Genomic DNA, 21,351 nt, shown 5'->3' on the forward strand with positions numbered 1-21,351 from the left:
CATGAGCGCGGTATCCGACGACATCACTGCCGATTTCATCATCGAGGCACAGGAAATCCTGGATCGCCTCGGCGAACAGCTGGTGTCGCTGGAGCAGGCACCGCAGGACAGCGATCAGCTCAACGCGGTGTTCCGCGGCTATCACACGCTCAAGGGCGGCGCCGGATTCCTCGGCGTCACCGCCATGGTCGAGCTGTGCCATGCCGCTGAAGAAGCGCTGGGCGCCGCGCGTGCCGGCCAGGCGGTGCTGCAGGCCCATCACTTCGACGCGGCCCAGCAATCGCTGGACTACCTGCAGTCGATGCTGGATGCAGTTTCCTCCGGCACCGAGCCGGGCTATGCACCGCCGGACCTGATCGCCCAGTTCGACGTACACGGCGGTGCCTTGGCGGCACCCGCCGCCGCAGCAGCACCCGCCGCGGGTGGCAGCGACCTGATCACCGACGACGAATTCGAGGCCCTGCTCGACCAGCTGCATGGTGGCAACGCGCCGACCGCGGTCGCACCGGCGAAGAAGGCCGACGACGGACTGATCAGCGAAGACGAGTTCGAAGCCCTGCTCGACCAGCTGCACGGTGGCGCCGCACCGGGCACCAAGCCTGCTGCCGCCATGGCACCGGCGCCGGCTGCAGCCCCGCGCCCGGTCGCCGCACCGGCACCGGTGGCAAAGCCGGCCGCCAAGCCGTTGGCCGAGGCCGAACATACCGTACGCGTAGACACCAAGCGCCTGGACGCGATCGTCAACCTGATCGGCGAACTGGTGCTGTCACGCAATCGGCTCAAGACCCTGCGTGCACGCCTGCGCGATGAAGAATTGGACCGCGCCGTGTCCACCCTGGACATCGCCACGGCCCGCCTGCAGTCGGCGGTGATGCGTACCCGCATGCAGCCGGTGGGCAAGGTCTTCTCCCGCTTCCCCAAGGTGGCCCGCGACGTCGCCCGCTCGCTGAAGAAGGAAGTGGACCTGGAACTGATCGGCGCCGAGACCGAGCTCGACCGCAACCTGGTCGAAGCGCTGGCCGACCCGCTGGTGCACCTGGTCCGCAACGCCATCGACCATGGCGTGGAAATGCCCGACCTGCGCGAGGCGCAGGGCAAGCCGCGGATGGGCCACGTGCGGCTGTCGGCGCAGCAGGAAGGTGACTACGTCAGCATCGAGGTGCAGGACGATGGCGCCGGCATCGACCCCGAAAAGCTGCGTGCCAAGGCACGCGAGAAGGGCCTGATCGATCCGGAGGCGGCCGCGCGCCTGAGCAGCGAGGAATGCCTGCACCTGGTGTTCCTGCCCGGCTTCTCGACCAAGCAGCAGGTCACCGACATCTCCGGCCGCGGCGTCGGCATGGACGTGGTGCAGTCACGCATCCGCGAACTGAGCGGCCAGATCCAGATCCAGTCGGAGCTGGGCCGTGGCAGCCGCTTCCTGATCCGCGTGCCGCTGACCCTGGCGATCCTGCCGACCCTGCTGGTGCAGGCCGGTGAGGACGTCTACGCGTTGCCGCTGGCGCGCGTGATGGAAGTGCTGCACGCACCGCGCACGTCGCTGGGCTGGTTCGATGGCCGTGCCGTGCTCGACCGCCGCTCGCACACCCTGCCGCTGGTCGATCTCCGCCAGTGGCTGGATGTGACGCCGGCCGCCTCGCCCCTGCTGACCATCGTGGTGCTGCAGGCCGGCGAAGCGCGCTTCGGTCTGGTCGTGGACCAGGTGCGCGGGCGCGAGGAAGTGGTCATCAAGCCGCTGCCGAAAGCCCTGCGCGGCCTGCGCGGTTATGCCGGTGCAACCTTGATCGGCGATGGTCGCATGGCCTTGATCCTGGACGTGGACGGACTGCGATGACCCCCGCCGGGCGTCGCCCGGCGACCCGAAAACTGTGACTACCGTCTGTACGCGATCTACCGGTGTCTCAAGTCCCATTCATACACGCCGATACCGGAACCATGGATAGACTCAGCCTCATTGGACTCTTTCTCGCCCTGGCCTCGCTGGTCGGTGGCAGCATCCTCAAGGGCGCCGGCCTGGCGTCGTTGTGGTCGCCTGCGGCGTTCGTGATCGTCATCGTCGGCACCGTCGCCGCGATCCTGCTGCATACCTCGCCGGCGGTGTTCAAGCATGCGTTCAAGATCGTGCGCTGGGTCGTGCGCCCGCCGCACAGTGATCGCCGCGAACTGATCCAGCAGATCGTCGAGTGGAGCAACATCGCCCGCCGCCAGGGCCTGCTGGGCCTGGAGTCGCAGGTGGAAGCGCAGCAGGACCCGTTCCTGCGCAAGGGCCTGCAGCTGCTGGTCGATGGCGTTGAACCCGAATCGATGCGGCACATGCTGGAAATCGAACTGGGCAGCCAGGAGCATCAGGACCAGGCCGGCGCCAAGGTCTTTGAAGCGATGGGCATCTACGCACCGACCCTCGGCATCATCGGCGCCGTGCTCGGCCTGATCGCGGTGATGAAGAACCTGGCCGACCCGAGCAAGCTCGGCCACGGCATCGCCGCAGCGTTCACCGCCACCATCTACGGCATCGCCTCGGCCAACCTGCTGTTCCTGCCGGTGGCCGCCAAGCTCAAGAGTGTGATCTCGCACAACACCCGCGATCGCGAAATGGTCATCGAAGGCCTGATCTCGATCGCCCAGGGCGAGAACCCGCGCAACATCGAAACCAACCTCTCCGGCTTCCTGCACTGACATGGCCCGCCGCAAGCACCACGAAGAGCACGCCAACCACGAAGCATGGGCGATTCCCTATGCCGACCTGATGACGCTGTTGCTGGCCTTCTTCGTGGTCATGTACGCGATTTCCTCGGTCAACGAGGGCAAGTATCGGATCATGGCCGACGCACTCACCGATGCCTTCGGTGGCGCACCGCGCACCATCAATCCGGTGCAGGTGGGTAACAAGCAGGTGCAGGGTGGCGGCTGGGACAGCCCCTCGGTGATCAAGTCCGGCACCAAGATCGGACCCTCAGCGCCTGCACCGTCGCACGACCCGACCCTGCTGCCATCGATGGCCTCGCAGATGCGCATGCCGGTGTCGGTGCACAACCAGGAGCAGATCGCGCGCGCCGAGCGCCAGCTCAACAGCATCGCCGACCGCCTCACCGCCGCACTGGCGCCGCTGATCGACCGCGGCATGATCAGCGTGCGCCGCACCGAGCTGTGGATCGAAGTCGAGATCAACAGCGACATCCTGTTCCCGACCGGCTCGGCCGCGCTGGACGTGCATGCGCGGCAGACCCTGGCCAGCCTGGCCGAGGTGCTGCGTGACGTGCCCAACAGCGTGCGCGTGGAAGGGCACACCGACAACGTGCCGATCGCCACCGCCACCTTCCCCTCGAACTGGGAGCTGTCGGCCGGACGCGCCGCCAGCGTGGTGCATCTGTTCGCCGACCAGGGCGTGCAGCCGTCGCGGCTGGCGATGGTCGGCTACGGCCAGTTCCGCCCGCGCGAAGAGAACGACAGCGCGCAGGGCCGCAACCGCAACCGTCGGGTGATGGTCATCATCCTGGCCGACACCTCGCATTCGGTGGACCCGCTCGGCCAGCGCCTGAACGCAGCCACCGGCGCCACCGACAGCACCGCTACCGAACAGGCCGCCGCAACTCCGGCCAGCGCCCCCACCTCCCCCATCGCACCGGTGAAGTTGCCGCCGGTGCCGGCTGGCAGCCGCGTCGGCGCCGCCGTTCCCCCGGCAATGAAGGAGTAAACCGATGCGCATCTGGGCAGTCGCCAACCAGAAGGGCGGAGTCGGCAAGACCACCACCACCCTTGCCCTCGGCCGTGGCCTGGCCGCGCTTGGCCATCGCGTGCTGCTGATCGACCTCGATCCGCACGCCTCGCTCAGCCGCGCCTTCGGCGTGCCGGTGGATCCGCCGCCGGCCGGCGTGCTGGAACTGTTCGGCGCACCGCCGGCCGATCTTTCCAGCCTGTGCCATGCCAGCAGCATCCACGGCCTGGACTATGTCTGTGCACAATCCGCGCTGGCCACATTGGAACGCCGCAGCGCCAACCAGCCCGGCCTCGGCCTGGCCCTACAGAACGCGCTTGCCCGCCATCAGGGGCAGCACGACTACATCCTGCTGGACTGCGCACCCACCCTCGGTCTGTTGATGATCAACGCACTGGCCGCGGCCGACCGCCTGATCATTCCCACCCAGGCCGAGCCGCTGGCTCTGCATGGCCTGGAGGGGATGGTCCGCACCGGCGAGATGGTCGAGCGCTCGCGCCGCCGCCCGCTGCCGATCTCGATTCTGCCCACCCTGTTCGACCGCCGCACCCGCGCCGGCAACGAATCGCTGCGCACGATGCAGGATCGTCACGGCACCCGCGTTTGGGAAGACGCCATTCCCATCGACACCCGCATCAGCAACGCCGCCGGCCTGACCCTGCCAAGCGTTGGTGAGGACTACCCGGGCCGCGGCCTGGCTGCCTACCGCCGCGCCCTCAACTGGATCCTCGGCGAGGATGCCCGCGCCCTGGAGCAGGCCGCATGAACAGCACCGGCGTACTGGACGACTATCTGGACGAACTGCTGGGCGAAGCGATCGCCGTGGCGCCACCGGCTGCACCGCCGCCGGCCAGCGACGAAGCGTGCCCGGCGATTGCAGCGGACGCCGAACGCGAGCCGACCTGGGACGATCTTCCGGCCGAAGTGATCTACGAGACCGACACCGCAGCCACCACGCCGATTGAGGACGACGCTGCGCTGGAAGCTGCATTCGAGGCCGCTGCTGGCGCGCCCGAGCGCGAGCCGACCTGGGACGACCTGCCGGCCGAGGTGATCTACGAAACGGAGACTGTTGCTGCTGCCCCGGCAGAGGACGACGCAGCACTGGAAGCCGCCTTCGAGGCCGCCGCAATGCCTGTCGCCGCTCCCGAGCGCGAACCGACCTGGGATGACCTGCCTGACGAGGTGATCCACGAGACGCCCCCTGCTCCGGCTGCCGCCAAGGCAGGTCCGGAACCCACCTGGGACGATCTGCCGGACGAAGTGATCTACGAGACCGATACGGCCGACAGCCATCGCCTCGCCCACACCGACAGCCCCGGCCTGCAGGCTGCATTCGAGGCCGCAGCAGGCGGCGAGGACGTTCCTGCGCCACCACCGGCCGTAGTCGCAGCACCCGCTCCAGCGGCACGCACCGATGCCGCGCCGCCACCGCGCGTGGCCGTGGACGCGCCAGCAGGCAACCGTCCGAACAGCTGGCAGGAACTGCAGGCACAGGCACATCGGCCCGCCAGCAGTCCGCATCCGCAGAACCGACGCGCCGGCGAGCGCACCTCGCGCTGGTTGCGCCTGCGCTGCGGCACCCAGGCCTATGCACTGGAACTGCTGAAGGTGCAGGAAGTGGTGCTGCCGGTGCCGCTGCTGCCGTTGCGCGGCACCGCACCGGCCATGCTCGGCATCATGAACCTGCGCGGCCAGGTGGTGCCGGTGATGGATCTGGGCCTGCACCTTGGAGCCGCGGCCGCCGAAGACGACTCACAGACCCGTATCGTGGTCCTGGAAGAAGACGGCGAGACCATCGGCCTGCGCGTGTCGGCGGTGGAAGATGTCGCCAACCTCACCGATTCGCAGATCGAACCGCCCGATACCGCGCGCATCTGCCAGATCTCCAACGACCTGTTCCGCGGCGTCGCCCGGGTCAGCCAGCGCCCGATGATCCTGCTGGATGCCACGCGGCTGTTGAGCTGAGTCGGCGCTTTGCGCCGACGCGTTGCCTGTCGGGGACGCACCGCGTCAATTCCCCTAAAGAACCCCGCCGGGGTGCCGTTATGGATCACGGAACCGTTTGTCCGGAGCAACGATGAGCACTGTCGAACTGGGTGGGGATCTCGGCATCGAGAGCACCACCGAGCTCAAGAACCGCCTCGCCCCGCTGGTGGCGCAGGCAGGCGAGCTGACCCTGGATGCAAGCCAGGTCGCCCGCATCCACACGGCCGCCGTGCAGGTGCTGTGTGCGTTCGTGCAGGCCCGCCGCGAGGCAGGTCTCGGCACCGGCTTCCACGGTTGCACTGCAACCTTCCGTGACGCCGCGCGCCTGCTGGGCGTCACCCAGGCCCTGGGCCTGGACGTAACCCATGACAACCTGAAATCTGTGGAGAACGCTGCATGAGCGCACGTATCTTGGTGGTGGACGATTCGGCGTCGATGCGCCAGATGGTTTCCTTCGCCCTCACCTCGGCCGGTTTTGCCGTCGAAGAAGCCGAAGACGGCGCGGTCGCGCTCGGTCGCGCCAAGGGCCAGCGCTTCAATGCGGTGGTCACCGACGTCAACATGCCGAACATGGACGGCATCGCGCTGATTCGCGAACTGCGCCAGCTGCCGGACTACAAGTTCACCCCGCTGCTGATGCTGACCACCGAATCGGCCGCCGACAAGAAGTCCGAAGGCAAGGCCGCCGGCGCCACCGGCTGGCTGGTCAAGCCGTTCAATCCCGAACAGCTGGTCGCCACCGTGCAGAAAGTGCTGGGCTGATCGCCCGCCACCGCTCCCCCTCTTCGCTTCCGGACCACCACTGCCATGAGCATGGACCTGCAACGCTTCCACGCCACCTTCTTCGAGGAGAGCCGCGAAGGCCTCGACGCGATGGAGGCTGGCCTGCTGGCCCTGGAATCGGGGCAGCAGGACGCGGAGATCATCAATTCGGTGTTCCGCGCCGCCCACTCGATCAAGGGCGGCGCCGGCACCTTCGGCTTCGATACGATCGCCGGCCTGACCCACGTGCTGGAAACGCTGCTCGATGAACTGCGTGCCGGCAAGCGGGCGCTGGAAGGCCACGCGGTCGACGCCATGCTGTCCTCGGTGGACGTGCTGCGCGCCCTGCTTCGCGAAGCCGAACACGGCCAGGCTGCCGATCCGGCTGCAGTCGCTGCGGTGAAGGCGCGCCTGGAAGCGGTCCTTTCCGGCCAGGCCGCACCGAGCGCCCCCGCTGCCGTCGCGGCCAAGGTGGACGATACGCCGGAAGCCTGGCAGATCGGCTTCACCCCGGCACCGTCGCTGTTCATGAGCGGCAACGACCCGCTGCGCATCATCCGCGAACTGGAGCATCTCGGTTCGCTGCAGGTCGCCGCGCGCATGGAACGCCTGCCGGGCTTCGCCCAGCTCGACCCGCTCGAGGCCCATCTGGCGTGGGATCTGGGCCTGGTCGGCAAGGTGCCGCGCAGCAAGATCGAAGACACCTTCGCCTGGGTACTGGACGACTGCGAACTGGACATCCGTCCGGCCGCACCGCCGAGCCTGGCTACACAGGCGCCCCTTGCAACCGCCCCTTCCACACCGGCTGCCGTCGTACCGGCGGCGCCTGCTGCGCCCGCCACCAGCGGCGGCGCCAGCCAGGAAGCCGAAACCTCGATCCGAGTCAGCGTCGACAAGGTCGATGCGCTGATCAACCTGGTCGGCGAACTGGTCATCACCCAGGCCATGCTCAAGCAGGTCTCGCACGCACTGGACCCGGTCCACGCCGAGAGCCTGTTCGCCGGCCTGGACCAGCTGGAACGCAACACCCGCGACCTGCAGGAAGCCGTGATCGGCGTGCGCATGCTGCCGGTCGATGCGGTGTTCCGCCGCTTCCCGCGCCTGGTCCGCGACCTGTCCAGCCGCCTTGGCAAGCAGGTCCGCCTGCGCACCGTCGGTGAAGGCACGGAACTGGACAAGGGCCTGATCGAAAAGATCGCCGACCCGCTGGTGCACCTGGTGCGCAACTCGATCGACCACGGCCTGGAGATGCCGGACGTGCGTCGCGGCGCGGGCAAGGACGAAACCGGCACCATCACCCTGGCAGCCTCGCATCAGGGCGGCCACATCGTCATCGAAGTCAGCGACGACGGCCGCGGCCTGGACCGCACCAAGATCCTGGCCAAAGCCCACGAACGCGGCCTGGCAGTGCCGGACAATCCTACCGATTCGCAGGTATGGGACCTGATCTTCCAGCCTGGTTTCTCCACCGCCGATGCAGTCACCGACCTGTCCGGCCGTGGCGTCGGCATGGATGTGGTCCGCCGCAACATCCAGGCGCTGGGTGGCGAGGTGCAGATCGAAAGCAGCCTTGGTAACGGCACCCGCACGCTGATCCGCCTGCCGCTGACCCTGGCCATCCTCGATGGCATGACCGTGGCAGTCGCGGGCGAAACCCTGATCCTGCCGCTGGCCTATGTGCTTGAGGCCCTGCAGCCGCAGGCCGAGGACATCCGCAGCATGGCCGGCGAAGGCCGCGTGCTGCGCGTACGTGGCGAGTACCTGCCGATCCTGTCGCTGAGCGAATACTACGGCTACGGCAACCGTGCGCCGGGCAGCGAATCGCTGGTGGTGGTGGTCGAAGGCGATGGCCAGAAGATCGCGCTGGAAGTGGACGAACTGGTCGGCCAGCAACAGGTCGTGGTGAAGAACATCGAGAACAACTACCGCCGCATCGGCGGGGTGTCCGGTGCCACCATCCTCGGCGATGGCCGCGTGGCCCTGATCGTCGACATCGGCGGGCTGGTGCGTTCGCTGCGGATGCCGCAGGCCGCCTGATCCACGTTGCAGGCGTCTACTGGACCGCCGCCCTTCCGGGCGGCGGTTTCTGTTTGTGTTCGCCCTGCCAGTGGGATCAGATTCCATTCCGCAGGAAAGGGATCTGATCGCGGGACGGCACCCCGATACCAAATCGTGAACTCCGTCGACACGATGGCTGCGGGCGTAACCACTTCATCCAAGCGAAGCCGCGTCGCTGCAACGCTTTCGCGCCGTCATCCCTACGCAACCGAATGTGATCTGCATCCATAAAGTCCATCCGGACTGCGCCGCTATTTCGCTTTGACGGCCGTCACCGAACCCCCACCGGGCACCACCGTTCGCTCTGCAACCACCCCCAAACCGGCGCACAGACGCCAGCACTCTGCCCACCTGGAGCACCCTGCATGAAGTGGTTCCAAGATCTGCCCATCGCCCGCAAGCTGGCCGTGGGGTTCACCCTCACCACGTTGATGACCCTGGTCCTCGGCGCGTTCGCCCTGCTGCGCCTGAGCGAAGCCAACGCGCAGCTGCGCGAGATGGCCGGCAACGATATCCCCTCCGTCCAGCACCTGGGCGAGGCGCGCTCGCAGCTCGGTGAGTTCCGTACCTACGAACTGGCCCAGCTGAGCATGCTGGACCAGCCGGAGAAGGTCGCCGACTACAACAAGCGCATGGACGACACCGCCAAAGCCGTGCATGACGAACTGGCGGCGTACTCGGCGCTGCCGGCGCTGGAGAAGGAGCGCGAACTCTATCGCGCGGCCAGAACGCAGCTGGATCGCTACTTCGCCGCCAACAAGGCGATGCGCGACGCCGTGACCGCCGGTGACGGCGCCCTGGCGCAGCAGATCTCCGACGAGCAGTCGCGCCCGGCACGTCGCGACCTGTTCGCTGCAATGAAGGCACTGGGCACCCACATCGCCGGGCAGATGGACGGCAAGATCGCCGACGCCAACGCCACCCATCGCAACAGTATGATCGCCATCATCGGCTGCATCGTACTGCTGTCACTGGTGGCCGCCGCGCTGGCCATCGTCATCTCGCGTGCGGTCACCGGTCCGCTGGGCAAGGCCGTGCATGCCATCCAGGCAGTTTCCCGCGGCGACCTCAGCGTCAGCACCCAGGCCACCAGCAAGGACGAGGCCGGCAAGATGCTGGCCGCCACCGCGGAGATGACCGCGATGCTGCGCCGCTTCAGCGAGCAGACCCAGCTGATGGCCCAGATGCATGCCGGCCCGGACATCAGCCACCGCATTCCGGAAGATTTCCCGGGCGTCTATGGCCAGCTGGCCAACGGCATCAACACGGTGATCTTCGAACACCTCGATGCGATCGTCGATGCCATTGAAGTACTTAACCAGTATGCCATCGGCAATCTGACCCCGGATGCACGCCGCCTGCCCGGCAGCCGCGCGATCCTGCACGAGTCGATGGATGCGGCCAAGGCCAGCCTGCTGGCGATCAATTCACAGATCCAGCGCCTGGCTGCGGCGGCCGCCGCCGGTGACTTCAGCCAGCGCGGCGACGCACAGCGCTTCCAGCACGATTTCAAGCTGATGATCGAGCACCTCAACACCATGATGCAGGTGGCTGACGGCAACCTCGGCCAGCTCTCGCAGCTGCTGCAGTCGATCGCCGCCGGCGACCTGACCGCACGCATGGACGGCCAGTTCAACGGCGTGTTCGCGCGCATGCGTGACGACGCCAACACCACCGTCACCCAGCTGACCCAGATCGTCGGCCAGATCCAGGCCAGCGCTGGAAGCATCACCCTGGCCGCCGGTGAGATTGCATCGGGCAACAGCGACCTGTCGCGCCGTACCGAGCAGCAGGCCGCCAACCTGGAAGAGACCGCGGCGTCGATGGAGGAACTGACCTCCACTGTGCGTCAGAACGCCGAGCACGCCCGCCAGGCCAACCAGCTCGCCATCGGTGCCCATGGCGTCGCCTCGCAGGGCGGTGAAGTCGTCGGCCAAGTGGTCACCACCATGTCCGCCATCGAAGCCTCGTCGAAGAAGATCGCCGAGATCATCAGCGTCATCGACGGCATTGCGTTCCAGACCAACATCCTGGCGCTGAATGCCGCCGTGGAAGCCGCGCGTGCCGGTGAACAGGGCCGCGGCTTCGCCGTGGTCGCCAGCGAAGTGCGCACCCTCGCCCAGCGCTCGGCGGCTGCCGCCAAGGAGATCAAGGGCCTGATCGATGATTCGGTCGGCAAGGTTGCCGAGGGCTCCAGCCTGGTCCACCAGGCCGGCAGCACCATGGGCGAGATCGTGGCCTCGGTGCAGCGCGTGACCGACATCATGGCCGAGATTTCCGCTGCTTCGCAGGAACAGTCGGCCGGCATTGAGCAGGTCAACCAGACCGTGGTGCAGATGGACGAGACCACCCAGCAGAACGCCGCGCTGGTGGAGGAAGCCACCGCCGCCGCGCGTGCAATGGAAGACCAGGCCGTGCAGCTGGGTGAAGCCGTGGCCCGCTTCCGGCTGGCATCACAGGGCACGACGGCCATCCCGGCACGCCCGCTGGCGGCACCGGTACCGCGCCAGGTTGCAGCCGCCGCACCGGCCGCAAAGCCGGTCCCGGCGCGTACGCTGCGCACCGCGACAGCCCAGCCGGCGCTGGCCGCAGACGGCGACTGGCAGGAGTTCTGATGTACCCGGGGTCGGATCCCTTTCCTTCGGGAAGGGGATCCGACCCCGGACGCATGGAAAGTGATGCAATTCTCACTTCATAATCCGGCACAGTGGCCGATATCCCCATCGAGCCTCGCGCCAACGCGTGCTGGCGCCCGCCCCTGACCGTAGATTCCATGTCCGACGGCAACGACACTGCAGTGCATGATGTCCACGCGGCTGACGCCGCTGACGAACGTTTCCTGGTCCGTAATCCGCGCCAGCTGCGGCAGCTGCTGCGATCGCTGATCGACCAGCGATCACTGATCAATGCGCATATCGACGGCCGCGACCGCTCGTTCCCGACCGCGCTGCTTGAGCTCGACGAGGACGAAGACACCCTGCTGCTCGATGGCAGCCCGCAGGAGGCGTCCAACCGCGCCGCCGAACAGGCCGATCATCTGCTGTGCTTCGCCCAGCTCGAACGCGTGCTGGTGCGGTTCCGCCTGCAGGCACTGCAGCGTGTGGACAATGACGGCCACGTCGCCTTCCGCGCCCCTCTGCCGGACGAGCTGGTCCATCTGCAACGACGTGAGATGTACCGGCTGGAGACGCCCGTCACCGATTCGCCCCAGCTGCTGGTCCCCGCCGGCGAGAGCCGCGCCGAAGCGCTGTCGATGCGGGTGGTGGACATCAGTGGTGGCGGCCTGGCGGTGGCCGTGCCTACCGACTGCGCGGTGTTCAGCCTGCAGAAGCGCTACCCGGCGGTGCTGTCGCTGCCCGACGGCCCGGACCTGGAGATCGAGCTGGTCGTCTGCAACCTGCTGCCGCAGCGCCAACCCAACGGCATCGAGATCAAGCGCGTGGGCATGCGCTTCGACATCCTGCCACGTGGCGCCGACAGCGCCATCCAACGCTATATCTTCCGCATCGACCGCCAGCGCAAGGCGCGCCGCAACGGCGAGCTGTAGGGCTCGTCCAACCGGTAGTGCCGGCCGCTGGCCGGCAACCTCGCGACAACGCGGGGCCCACACCTAAAGTCCCCCGACGAGGGGCCGATATCGAGCCTGACACCGGGACTTCCGGCAGAACCAGGACCCCTCGATGAACGACAAGACCAGCTCCACCGCCAGCGCCGGTGGCGAATTCCTCAGCTTCACCCTCGGTGCCGAGCACTACGGCGTGGACATCCTCAAGGTGCAGGAAATCCGCGGCTATGACGCGGTCACCCGGGTGCCGGATGCACCGGACTACATCAAGGGCGTGATCAACCTGCGCGGCACCATCGTCCCGGTCATCGACCTGCGCCTGAAGCTGCGCCTGGACGACGCCCGCTACGACGCCTTCACCGTGATGATCGTGCTGAACGTCGACGACCGAGTGGTCGGCATCGTGGTCGACAGCGTCTCGGACGTGATCCCGCTGTCGGCCGAACAGATCCGCCCGACCCCGGAATTCGGCGCCGCCGTCGATACCCGCTTCATCTCCGGCATCGGCACGCAGGACGACCGCATGCTGATCCTGCTCGACATCGAGACCTTGCTGGACAGCGCCGACATGGGCCAGGCCAACGTCGTTGAAGACGCCGCCGCCTGATCAAGCGGACCTGCTTCACGTTCTGGTCACACAACCCTTCAGTTCCCTCCAGCAGTGCCGATAGGGGGACAGAAGCCGGTCGCGCAGGAGCGCGCAGAACCGGAACGACCATCACCATCCCCGGAGATACACCTCGATGAAGTCCCTGCTTGCGTTCGTTTCGGCCGCTGTCCTGGCCACCACCGCTTCCGCCGCGTTTGCCCAGTCGGCCGACATGATCCCGCCGGAACTGGCACCGCGCTCGGTCGGCAAGGACGGCATGGTCTGCGGCAAGGTCGAGAAGGCCCGCTACGCAGAAGGTTCCGAAGGCCAGCCGACCTTCCTGTACATGGGCGGCGCCTTCCCGCGCCACACCTTCTCGGCGCGCATCGCCGGCGAGAACCGCGGCAAGTTCTCCTTCCCGCTGGAAACCCTGGAAGGCAAGACCGTCTGCGTGATCGGCAAGATCCAGCGCGACGCCTCGCGCGCGGAAATCGAAGTCAGCTCGCCGGCCGGCCTGAAGCTGGCCAACATCAAGTAATCCGCTGTCCGTCGAACCACGCCGGACCTGGTGCCGGCGTGGTTTCTGCTGCAACCGGGCCCGACGCCCGGACGCGTCTGCCTTAGGAGATCGCAACGCCCATGCCGTGGATCAACAACCTCAAACTGATGCCGAAGCTGCTGCTGACCTTCGGCGTCCTCCTGCTGGTGATGTTGCTGCAGGGCATCGTCGCCTATCGTGGCCTGCATTCGCTGAACAATGTCACCACCGAGCTGGCGGGTTCTCGCATGGAGAGCATCCGCATGGCCGGCGAGATGCGCGGCATGCTGGGTGAATACCGCAACGCCGCCTACCAGCAGCTGATCCGCGCCAGCGACGACGTCAAGGCGGATGCACGCAAGCAGGGCGTCGAGCTGCGCGCGAGCATGGACAAGTCGATCAAGGAGTATCCGACCCTGGTCGACAACGCGCAGCAGAAGAAGCTGTTCGACACCTTCGCCAAGGAGTGGAAGGACGCCCTGGCCTCCTATGACAGCGTCACCGAGATGCTGGAACTGGACCTGCCGGACGACGCCATCGATACCTTCGTCGGCGAAACCCGCACCAAGCACCGCAAGGCCGCCTCGGCGCTGGAAGCGCTGATCGCCGAAGACAACCGCCTCGCCCGCGCGTCGCGCGAACAGGCCGCCTCCACGTATTCCGCCTCGGCCGTGCTGACCGTGATCGCCCTGCTGGGCGGCGCCGCGCTCGGCCTGGTGCTGGTCTGGCTGTTCGCCCGCGCCCTGGTCGGCAGCGTGCGCGGCGCCGTGTCGGTTGCCAACGACGTGGCCGGCGGCAAGCTCGATGGCCACATCGACGTCAGCCGCCAGGATGAAGTGGGCGAACTGATGCAGGCCATGCAGCGCATGCAGCGCGACCTGCGCGAGCGCATCGAAACCGACCAGGCCGTGGCGCGCGAGAACCTGCGCATCCGCACGGCGCTGGATTACAGCTCGACCGGCGTGTACCTGACCGACACCAGCAACACCATCGTCTACAGCAACCGCGCCCTGCAGCAGACCCTGAGCCAGTACCAGGACGAAGTGCGCCGCGACCTGCCGGACTTCGACGCCCAGGCCTCGCTGATCGGCAAGCCGGTCACCGTGCTTGAACACCGCGGTGAAATGGACCAGACCCTGCTGGGTAACCTGAAGGCACACGGCGTGGCCCGTCGCCCGATGCAGTACGGCGATGCCCAGTTCGCCCAGGTGGTCTCGACCATCCGCAATGAAGGCGGCGACACCGTCGGCTACGTGGTGGAATGGCGCGACCGTACCCAGGAAGCGCAGGTGGAAGCCGAAGTGGCGCGCGTGATCGCCCAGGCAGCCGCCGGCGACCTGTCCGGCCGCATCGATTCCAGCGACAAGGAAGGCTTCTTCCTGCAGCTGGCCCAGCAGATCAACGGCCTGCTGGACGCCAATGCCGGCAGCATCGAACAGATCTCCGGCCTGCTCGCCGCGCTGTCGCAGGGTGACCTGACCGTGCGCATGCATGGCGACTACCAGGGCGTGTTCGCCCGCATGCGCGACGACGCCAACGCCACGGCCGCGCAGCTGAGCGAGATCGTCACCCGCATCAAGCAGTCCAGCCGTGCGATCAGCTCGGCCGCCGGCGAAATCGCCTCGGGCAACAGCGACCTGTCGCGCCGTACCGAACAGCAGGCTGCCAACCTGGAAGAAACCGCTGCCTCGATGGAGGAACTGACCTCCACCGTGCGCCAGAACGCCGAACACGCCCGCCAGGCCAACCAGCTCGCGATCGGCGCGCATGGCGTCGCCTCGCAGGGCGGTGAAGTGGTCGGCCAGGTGGTCACCACCATGTCGGCCATCGAAGCCTCGTCGAAGAAGATCGCCGAAATCATCTCGGTCATCGACGGCATCGCATTCCAGACCAACATCCTGGCACTGAACGCCGCCGTGGAAGCCGCACGTGCCGGTGAACAGGGACGTGGTTTCGCCGTGGTCGCCAGCGAGGTGCGCACCCTCGCCCAGCGCTCGGCCGCTGCCGCCAAGGAGATCAAGGGCCTGATCGACGACTCCGTTGGCAAGGTCAACGACGGCTCGGCCCTGGTACACAAGGCCGGCGCCACCATGGGCGAGATCGTCGCCTCGGTGCAGCGCGTGACCGACATCATGGCCGAGATCTCTGCGGCCTCGCAGGAACAGAGCGCCGGCATCGAGCAGGTCAACCAGACCGTGGTGCAGATGGACGAGACCACCCAGCAGAACGCTGCACTGGTGGAAGAAGCCACCGCCGCCGCCCGCGCGATGGAAGAACAGGCCGGCCACCTCAGCGAGGCCGTGTCGATCTTCGTGGTCGACGAAGCCGATACCGTGGTTGCACCGCGCGTCGCCGCGGCCCCGGCCCCGCGTGCTGCCGCACCGGCGGCACCGGCTCCGGCCGCCCCGCCCGCCCGCCGCAGCGCGGGTGGTCGCCCGATGGCCACGGAACTGGCCGACGGGGACTGGCAGGAGTTCTGATTCCAGCCTGACCTGATCCACGAAGACGCCCTGGCCCTGCGCCGGGGCGTTTTCGTTTACGGGGTATCTGGATATCCAGCCAACGGCGAAGCCCCTCGTGGTGGTCGCGGAGAGTGCTTGGCTACTGAGGGCTGGCCGGGAGGGTGGGTTGCGCAGGGGGCGCCGTAAACCCGTCCCTGGGGGCTTGGCCGCGGCATCCATGCCGCGGACACCCCTGCGCAACCCACCCTCCCGGCCACAGACATTTTCCGTGCGCGTCCACCCCGGATTGAAGAAAGAAGAGCAAGAGCAACAGCCGTATTGCTTCCGGGGTCAGATCCGTTTTCCGCAGGAAAACGGATCTGCCCCCTCTTTCCACCTGGAAACCCAACGCTCTTGCCGTCCGACACCGAAATGCCGGGAGGGCTGGGCCGGGGTGGGCAGGCAGGACCGTTGGCGCCATGGATGGCGCCATCGAGCCCCATGGACGGGTTTATGGCGTGTCCTGCCTGCCCACCCCGGCCCAGCCACTTACTGACAATCCAGCGCCGACCAGCCGCTGTTGCTGTTGCTGTTGCTTCAAAAGCCTGCCGCAGGCAGCGCCGCAGCCGCCGCTGCAAGGAAACCTGAATACGTTCGGACACTGCGCCTCAATCCCCCGCCCCATCGGCCGATAACGGGGTTGTCACGGCTTGTCCCGCCGCTGACCGGCTCGGCGCCGCCCGCCCGCTTCGACCTGGTCCTGCTCGATGAATCTCCTGCATCGCTGGCAACACTACTTCAGCAACCTCTCCGTCCGGCGCAAGCTCAACCTGCTGACGCTGCTCATCGCGCTCGGCGTGATCGCGCTCTCGGTGATCGCCGCCCGCATGCAGTACCTGGACCTCACCGAGACCCGCAAGACCGCGCTGAAGACCCAGGTCGAACTCAGCTACGGCATCCTCCAGCATTATCACCGGCTGGCCGGTACCGGCGAGCTCAGTGAGGACGCTGCCAAGAGCGCGGCATTGCAGGCGCTGGAAGTGATGCGCGCCGAGAGCGATGCCTACTACTTCAACATCTACGACACCGGCTACCGCCTGCTGATGCACCCGTTCCGCAAGGATCTGGTCGGCAAGGACATGAAGGACTTCCGCACCGACGACGGCGTGCGCATCTACTACGACCAGGTTGAAGCAGCCAAGGCCGGTGGCGGCTTCGTCAACTACCGCTGGGCCAAGCCCGGCAGCAAGGGCGAGGTCGAGAAGGTGGCCTACGCCGGCCTGTTCGCGCCCTGGAACTGGGTGGTCAGCAGCGGCGTCTACATGGACGACGTGCAGAAGCAGGCGCTGGTGTTCACCGCCATCATGGCCGTCTCCGGTGGCGTGCTGGTACTGATCGTGCTGGCCCTGAGCTGGCTCATCGGCAACCGCATCGCCGTGCCGCTGAAGCAGGCAACGGCCGTCGCCGAGGGTATCGCCCGCGGCAAGCTGGACAGCCACATCGGTCCGCAGGCGCATGACGAACCCGGTCGCCTGCTGGACGCCATGTCCGGCATGCAGCAGCAGCTGCACGCAGTGATCGGCGGCCAGCGCGAAATGGCCCGCCGCCACGATGCCGGCGAACTGAGCTATCGCATCGACGCCAGTGCCTTCCCCGGCGAGTACGGGCTGATGGTGCAGGAAACCAACGCCCTGGTAGGCGGCCACGTGCAGACCCTGCATGACGTGCTGGACGTGGTACAGCAGTACGCGGTCGGCGACCTGAGCCGCGACATCGCGCGCTACCCCGGCGAGAAGGCCGCAATGACCACCACCGTCGACACGGTCAAGACCAACCTCGGCCGCATCAACGCCGAGATCAAGCAACTGGCCAGTGCCGCCGCCGCCGGCGACTTCAGCCGCCGTGGCGATGCGCAGCGCTTCGATCACGATTTCCGCCTGATGCTGGAAAACCTCAACGCGATGATGGCGGTCAGCGATGACAACCTCGGCAAGCTCTCGCAGCTGCTGTCGGCCATCGCCGAAGGTGATCTGACCGCGCGCATGCAGGGTGACTACCAGGGCGTGTTCGCCCGCATGCGTGACGACGCCAACACAACCGTCGCGCAGCTGACCCAGATCGTCGGCCAGATCCAGGCCAGTGCTTCCAGCATCACCCTGGCCGCCGGTGAGATTGCTTCGGGCAACAGCGACCTGTCGCGTCGCACCGAGCAGCAGGCTGCGAACCTGGAAGAAACCGCCGCGTCGATGGAGGAGCTGACCTCCACCGTACGCCAGAACGCCGAGCATGCCCGCCAAGCCAACCAGCTCGCGATCGGCGCACAGGGTGTTGCCTCTCAAGGCGGCAGCGTGGTTGGCCAGGTGGTCAACACCATGTCGGCCATCGAAGCCTCGTCGAAGAAGATCGCCGAGATCATTTCGGTCATCGACGGGATCGCCTTCCAGACCAACATCCTGGCGCTGAACGCTGCAGTGGAAGCCGCACGTGCCGGTGAACAGGGCCGCGGCTTCGCCGTGGTCGCCAGCGAGGTGCGCACCCTCGCCCAGCGCTCGGCCGCCGCCGCCAAGGAGATCAAGGGCCTGATCGATGATTCGGTCGGCAAGGTTGCCGAGGGCTCCAGCCTGGTCCACCAGGCCGGCAGCACCATGGGCGAGATCGTCGCCTCGGTGCAGCGCGTGACCGACATCATGGCCGAGATCTCTGCGGCTTCGCAGGAACAGAGCGCCGGCATCGAACAGGTCAACCAGACCGTGGTGCAGATGGACGAGACCACCCAGCAGAACGCCGCACTGGTGGAGGAAGCCACCGCTGCCGCGCGCGCGATGGAAGAACAGGCTGGCCAGCTGGCCGACGCCGTGGCGATCTTCCGCCTGGACAACCAGGTCTCCGCCGCAATGAAGGCGGTGGCCGCGCGTGTCGAGCCGGTCCGTGTTGCCGCCGCCGTGGCGCGCCCGCAGCCGGTTCCAGCGCCGGCACCGGTCCGCCGCGCCGGCAGCAACGCCAGCACCTTCGTCGCTAGCGACAGCGACTGGCAGGAATTCTGAGACCCACCCGCGGCGGCTTCGGCCGCCGCCTCTGCCGATGGACACGTCCCCCGTGCAAAGTCCCACTCCCATCGTCACCGGCCCGCGCGAATTCGAGTTCGCCGACCGTGATTTCCGCCGCGTCTGCGACTTGATCTACCAGCGCGTGGGCATCGCCCTTGCCCCGGCAAAGCGCGACATGGTCTATGGCCGCCTGTCGCGCCGCTTGCGCACGCTGGGCATGCGCAGCTTCCAGCAGTATCTGGACCATCTGGAGCAGGAAGACGGCGACGAGTGGCAGGCGTTTACCAACGCCCTGACCACCAACCTGACCTCGTTCTTCCGCGAACCGCATCACTTCGACAAGCTGCGCGAGGAGCTGCAGCAGCGCTCCAGCCGCACGCCGCTGCTGTTGTGGTCGTGCGCAGCGTCCACCGGCGAAGAACCCTATTCAATGGCGATTACCGCCTGTGAGGCCTTCGGTACGCTGAAGCCGCCGGTGCGCATCATCGCGACCGACGTCGACACCCAGGTGCTGGCCACCGCCGGCCGAGGTGTCTACAACATCGACCGTGTGACCAACCTCGACCCGGACCTGCGCCGGCGCTACTTCCAGCGCGGCAGCGGCCCCAACGAGGGCCAGTGCCGCGTGCTGCCGGCACTGCGCGAGCTGATCGAGTTCCGCCCACTGAACCTGCTTGCCCCGCGCTACGACGTCGGCGGCCCGTTCGATGCGTTGTTCTGCCGCAACGTGATGATCTACTTCGACAAGCCAACCCAGCGCGCGATCCTCGGCCGCCTGGTGCAGCACCTGGCCGATGACGGCCTGCTTTACACCGGACACTCGGAGAACTACCTGCACGCCGCCGACCTGATCCAGCCCTGCGGCCGTACGCTGTATCGCCGTGCGGCAAAGGCCGGCGCATGAACGCCTCGCTGCGTACCGACGATGTGATGCGCTACCAGGATGCGCGCTTCCAGACCATCGCGGCCAAGCTGCTGCCGACCCAGTACCTGGTGGTGGACGACACCACCGCGCTGACCACCACGCTGGGTTCCTGCGTGGCCGCGTGCCTGCGCGACCCGGTACTGAAGATCGGCGGCATGAACCACTTCCTGCTGCCCGAGGGCAATGCCGGCGACGGCGCGCCCGCGCGTTACGGCAGCTACGCGATGGAACTGCTGATCAACGACATGCTCAAGCGCGGCGCCCACCGCAAGCGCATCGAAGCCAAGGTGTTCGGCGGCGCCAACGTGCTCAAGGGCTTCACCAGCAATCCGGTCGGCACGCGCAACGCCGAGTTCGTGCGCCAGTACCTGCAGGCCGAGCATATTCCGATCATCGCCGAGGACCTGTGCGGCATCCATCCGCGCAAGATCTGGTTCTTCGCCGATACCGGCCGCGTGGTGGTGCAGCGCCTGCCGCACGCCCATGAAGCCGAGGTGGCCGCGACCGAATCGGCGGTGCGTGCACGCCTGTCCAAGGCCCCGGTCACCGGCGGCGTGGAGCTGTTCGAATGACCCTGACCGGCAACGCCCCCTGCCGGGTCCTGATCGTCGACGACTCTGCCGTCGTGCGGCAGATGCTCACGGAAATCCTGTCCAGCGACCCGGCCATCGACGTGGTCGGCACCGCCGCAGATCCGCTGCTGGCGCGTGAGAAGATCAAGCGCCTGGCCCCGGACGTGATCACGCTTGACGTGGAAATGCCGCGCATGGACGGCCTGGCGTTCCTGGAAAACCTGATGCGGCTGCACCCGCTGCCGGTGGTGATGATCTCCTCGCTGACCGAGCGCGGTGCCGACACCACCCTGCAGGCACTGGCGCTGGGCGCGGTGGATTTCGTCTCCAAGCCGAAGCTGGACGTGGCGCGCGGCCTGCAGGCCTACGCCGACGAGATCATCGCCAAGGTCAAGATGGCAGCGCGCTCGCGGGTACGTCCGCTGGTGCGCGCTGCGGTCCCGAAGCTCACACTGGACGCAGCTCCTTCGATGCGCCCTGCCTCACCGCAGTTCCGCACCACCGACCGCCTGATCGCGATCGGCTCGTCAGCCGGCGGCACCGAAGCGCTGCGCGTGGTGTTGGAAGGCATGCCCGCCGACGCGCCCGCCGTGGTGATGACCCAGCACCTGCCGGCCAGCTTCAGCAGCGCCTTTGCCGAACGCCTGGACCGACACTCGGCGATGGCCGTGCGCGAGGCCAGCGACGGCGAAGCGGTGCTGCCCGGCCACGCCTACCTGCCGCCGGGTGGCAAGCACCTGCGGATCATCCGTGACGGTGCGCGCTGGCGCTGCCGCGTCGACGACGGCCCGGCAGTGAACCGGCACAAGCCTGCGGTGGACGTGCTGTTCCGCTCGGTCGCGCAGAACGCCGGCAGCAACGCCATCGGTGCCATACTCACCGGGATGGGCGATGACGGCGCACGCGGCCTGCTGGAGATGCGCCAGGCCGGCGCGCCCACACTGGTCCAGGACGAGGCGACCAGTGTGGTCTGGGGCATGCCCGGTGCAGCGTTCAAGCTCGGCGCCGCGGACGAACAGGTACCACTGGAACGCATAGCGGAACGCCTGCTCGCCCTCGCCCGCAGCTGACGCGAAGTGGATCCACGCCATGCGTGGATGCCTTTGTAGAGTCGAGCCACGCTCGACTCATCGCGGATCGCGCGAACAGC

General features: G+C 67.3%; 17 protein-coding genes. All 17 read left to right on the top strand.

The features are described 5' to 3' along the window. The first annotated feature begins 1 nt into the window (after position 1). A complete protein-coding gene (locus AC5P8D_RS04985; protein WP_235650467.1) occupies positions 2-1,834 on the top strand; it encodes a chemotaxis protein CheA in 1,833 nt (610 codons plus the stop codon). A 101-nt stretch (positions 1,835-1,935) separates the two neighbouring features. Next, positions 1,936-2,676, top strand: coding sequence for a flagellar motor protein (locus tag AC5P8D_RS04990; protein ID WP_010482457.1), 741 nt, complete (start codon positions 1,936-1,938; stop codon positions 2,674-2,676). 1 nt (position 2,677) lies between these two features. Further along, a complete protein-coding gene (gene motD, locus AC5P8D_RS04995; RefSeq protein WP_019338561.1) occupies positions 2,678-3,694 on the top strand; it encodes a flagellar motor protein MotD in 1,017 nt (338 codons plus the stop codon). A 4-nt stretch (positions 3,695-3,698) separates the two neighbouring features. Continuing rightward, positions 3,699-4,481 carry a ParA family protein gene (locus tag AC5P8D_RS05000; RefSeq protein ID WP_019338560.1) on the top strand — a complete coding sequence of 261 codons (783 nt, stop codon included), beginning with the start codon at positions 3,699-3,701 and terminating at the stop codon, positions 4,479-4,481. Further along, positions 4,478-5,683, top strand: a complete 1,206-nt coding sequence (locus tag AC5P8D_RS05005) for a chemotaxis protein CheW (RefSeq protein WP_053442966.1) — start codon at positions 4,478-4,480, stop codon at positions 5,681-5,683. The genes AC5P8D_RS05000 and AC5P8D_RS05005 overlap by 4 nt, the downstream gene beginning before the upstream one ends. A gap of 112 nt (positions 5,684-5,795) precedes the next feature. Then, positions 5,796-6,104 carry an STAS domain-containing protein gene (locus AC5P8D_RS05010; RefSeq protein WP_014037092.1) on the top strand — a complete coding sequence of 103 codons (309 nt, stop codon included), beginning with the start codon at positions 5,796-5,798 and terminating at the stop codon, positions 6,102-6,104. Then, positions 6,101-6,466, top strand: a complete 366-nt coding sequence (locus tag AC5P8D_RS05015; RefSeq protein ID WP_005409521.1) for a response regulator — start codon at positions 6,101-6,103, stop codon at positions 6,464-6,466. Before AC5P8D_RS05010 ends, AC5P8D_RS05015 begins: the two co-directional genes overlap by 4 nt. A 45-nt stretch (positions 6,467-6,511) precedes the next feature. Next, on the top strand, positions 6,512-8,503 hold the full coding sequence (locus AC5P8D_RS05020) for a chemotaxis protein CheA (RefSeq protein WP_057504312.1): 1,992 nt from the start codon (positions 6,512-6,514) through the stop codon (positions 8,501-8,503). A gap of 386 nt (positions 8,504-8,889) precedes the next feature. Beyond that, positions 8,890-11,139, top strand: a complete 2,250-nt coding sequence (locus AC5P8D_RS05025; protein ID WP_197601978.1) for a methyl-accepting chemotaxis protein — start codon at positions 8,890-8,892, stop codon at positions 11,137-11,139. A 158-nt stretch (positions 11,140-11,297) separates the two neighbouring features. Next, positions 11,298-12,071 carry a flagellar brake protein gene (locus AC5P8D_RS05030; protein WP_029550863.1) on the top strand — a complete coding sequence of 258 codons (774 nt, stop codon included), beginning with the start codon at positions 11,298-11,300 and terminating at the stop codon, positions 12,069-12,071. A 133-nt stretch (positions 12,072-12,204) separates the two neighbouring features. Further along, entirely contained in the window at positions 12,205-12,696 is a 492-nt protein-coding gene (locus AC5P8D_RS05035; protein WP_010482468.1) for a chemotaxis protein CheW, read from the top strand. 136 nt (positions 12,697-12,832) lie between these two features. Continuing rightward, entirely contained in the window at positions 12,833-13,216 is a 384-nt protein-coding gene (locus tag AC5P8D_RS05040; RefSeq protein WP_010482470.1) for a hypothetical protein, read from the top strand. A 101-nt stretch (positions 13,217-13,317) separates the two neighbouring features. After that, positions 13,318-15,696, top strand: coding sequence for a methyl-accepting chemotaxis protein (locus tag AC5P8D_RS05045; protein WP_235651714.1), 2,379 nt, complete (start codon positions 13,318-13,320; stop codon positions 15,694-15,696). 728 nt (positions 15,697-16,424) lie between these two features. Continuing rightward, on the top strand, positions 16,425-18,701 hold the full coding sequence (locus AC5P8D_RS05050; RefSeq protein ID WP_329841270.1) for a methyl-accepting chemotaxis protein: 2,277 nt from the start codon (positions 16,425-16,427) through the stop codon (positions 18,699-18,701). 37 nt (positions 18,702-18,738) lie between these two features. Beyond that, positions 18,739-19,608, top strand: coding sequence for a CheR family methyltransferase (locus AC5P8D_RS05055; protein ID WP_049435029.1), 870 nt, complete (start codon positions 18,739-18,741; stop codon positions 19,606-19,608). Next, positions 19,605-20,201 carry a chemoreceptor glutamine deamidase CheD gene (gene cheD, locus AC5P8D_RS05060; RefSeq protein ID WP_014037083.1) on the top strand — a complete coding sequence of 199 codons (597 nt, stop codon included), beginning with the start codon at positions 19,605-19,607 and terminating at the stop codon, positions 20,199-20,201. The genes AC5P8D_RS05055 and cheD overlap by 4 nt, the downstream gene beginning before the upstream one ends. Continuing rightward, positions 20,198-21,271 carry a protein-glutamate methylesterase/protein-glutamine glutaminase gene (locus AC5P8D_RS05065; RefSeq protein WP_241874463.1) on the top strand — a complete coding sequence of 358 codons (1,074 nt, stop codon included), beginning with the start codon at positions 20,198-20,200 and terminating at the stop codon, positions 21,269-21,271. Before cheD ends, AC5P8D_RS05065 begins: the two co-directional genes overlap by 4 nt. Positions 21,272-21,351 lie beyond the last annotated feature (80 nt).

This window comes from Stenotrophomonas sp. YJH_SMC_101-4, assembly GCF_059370395.1.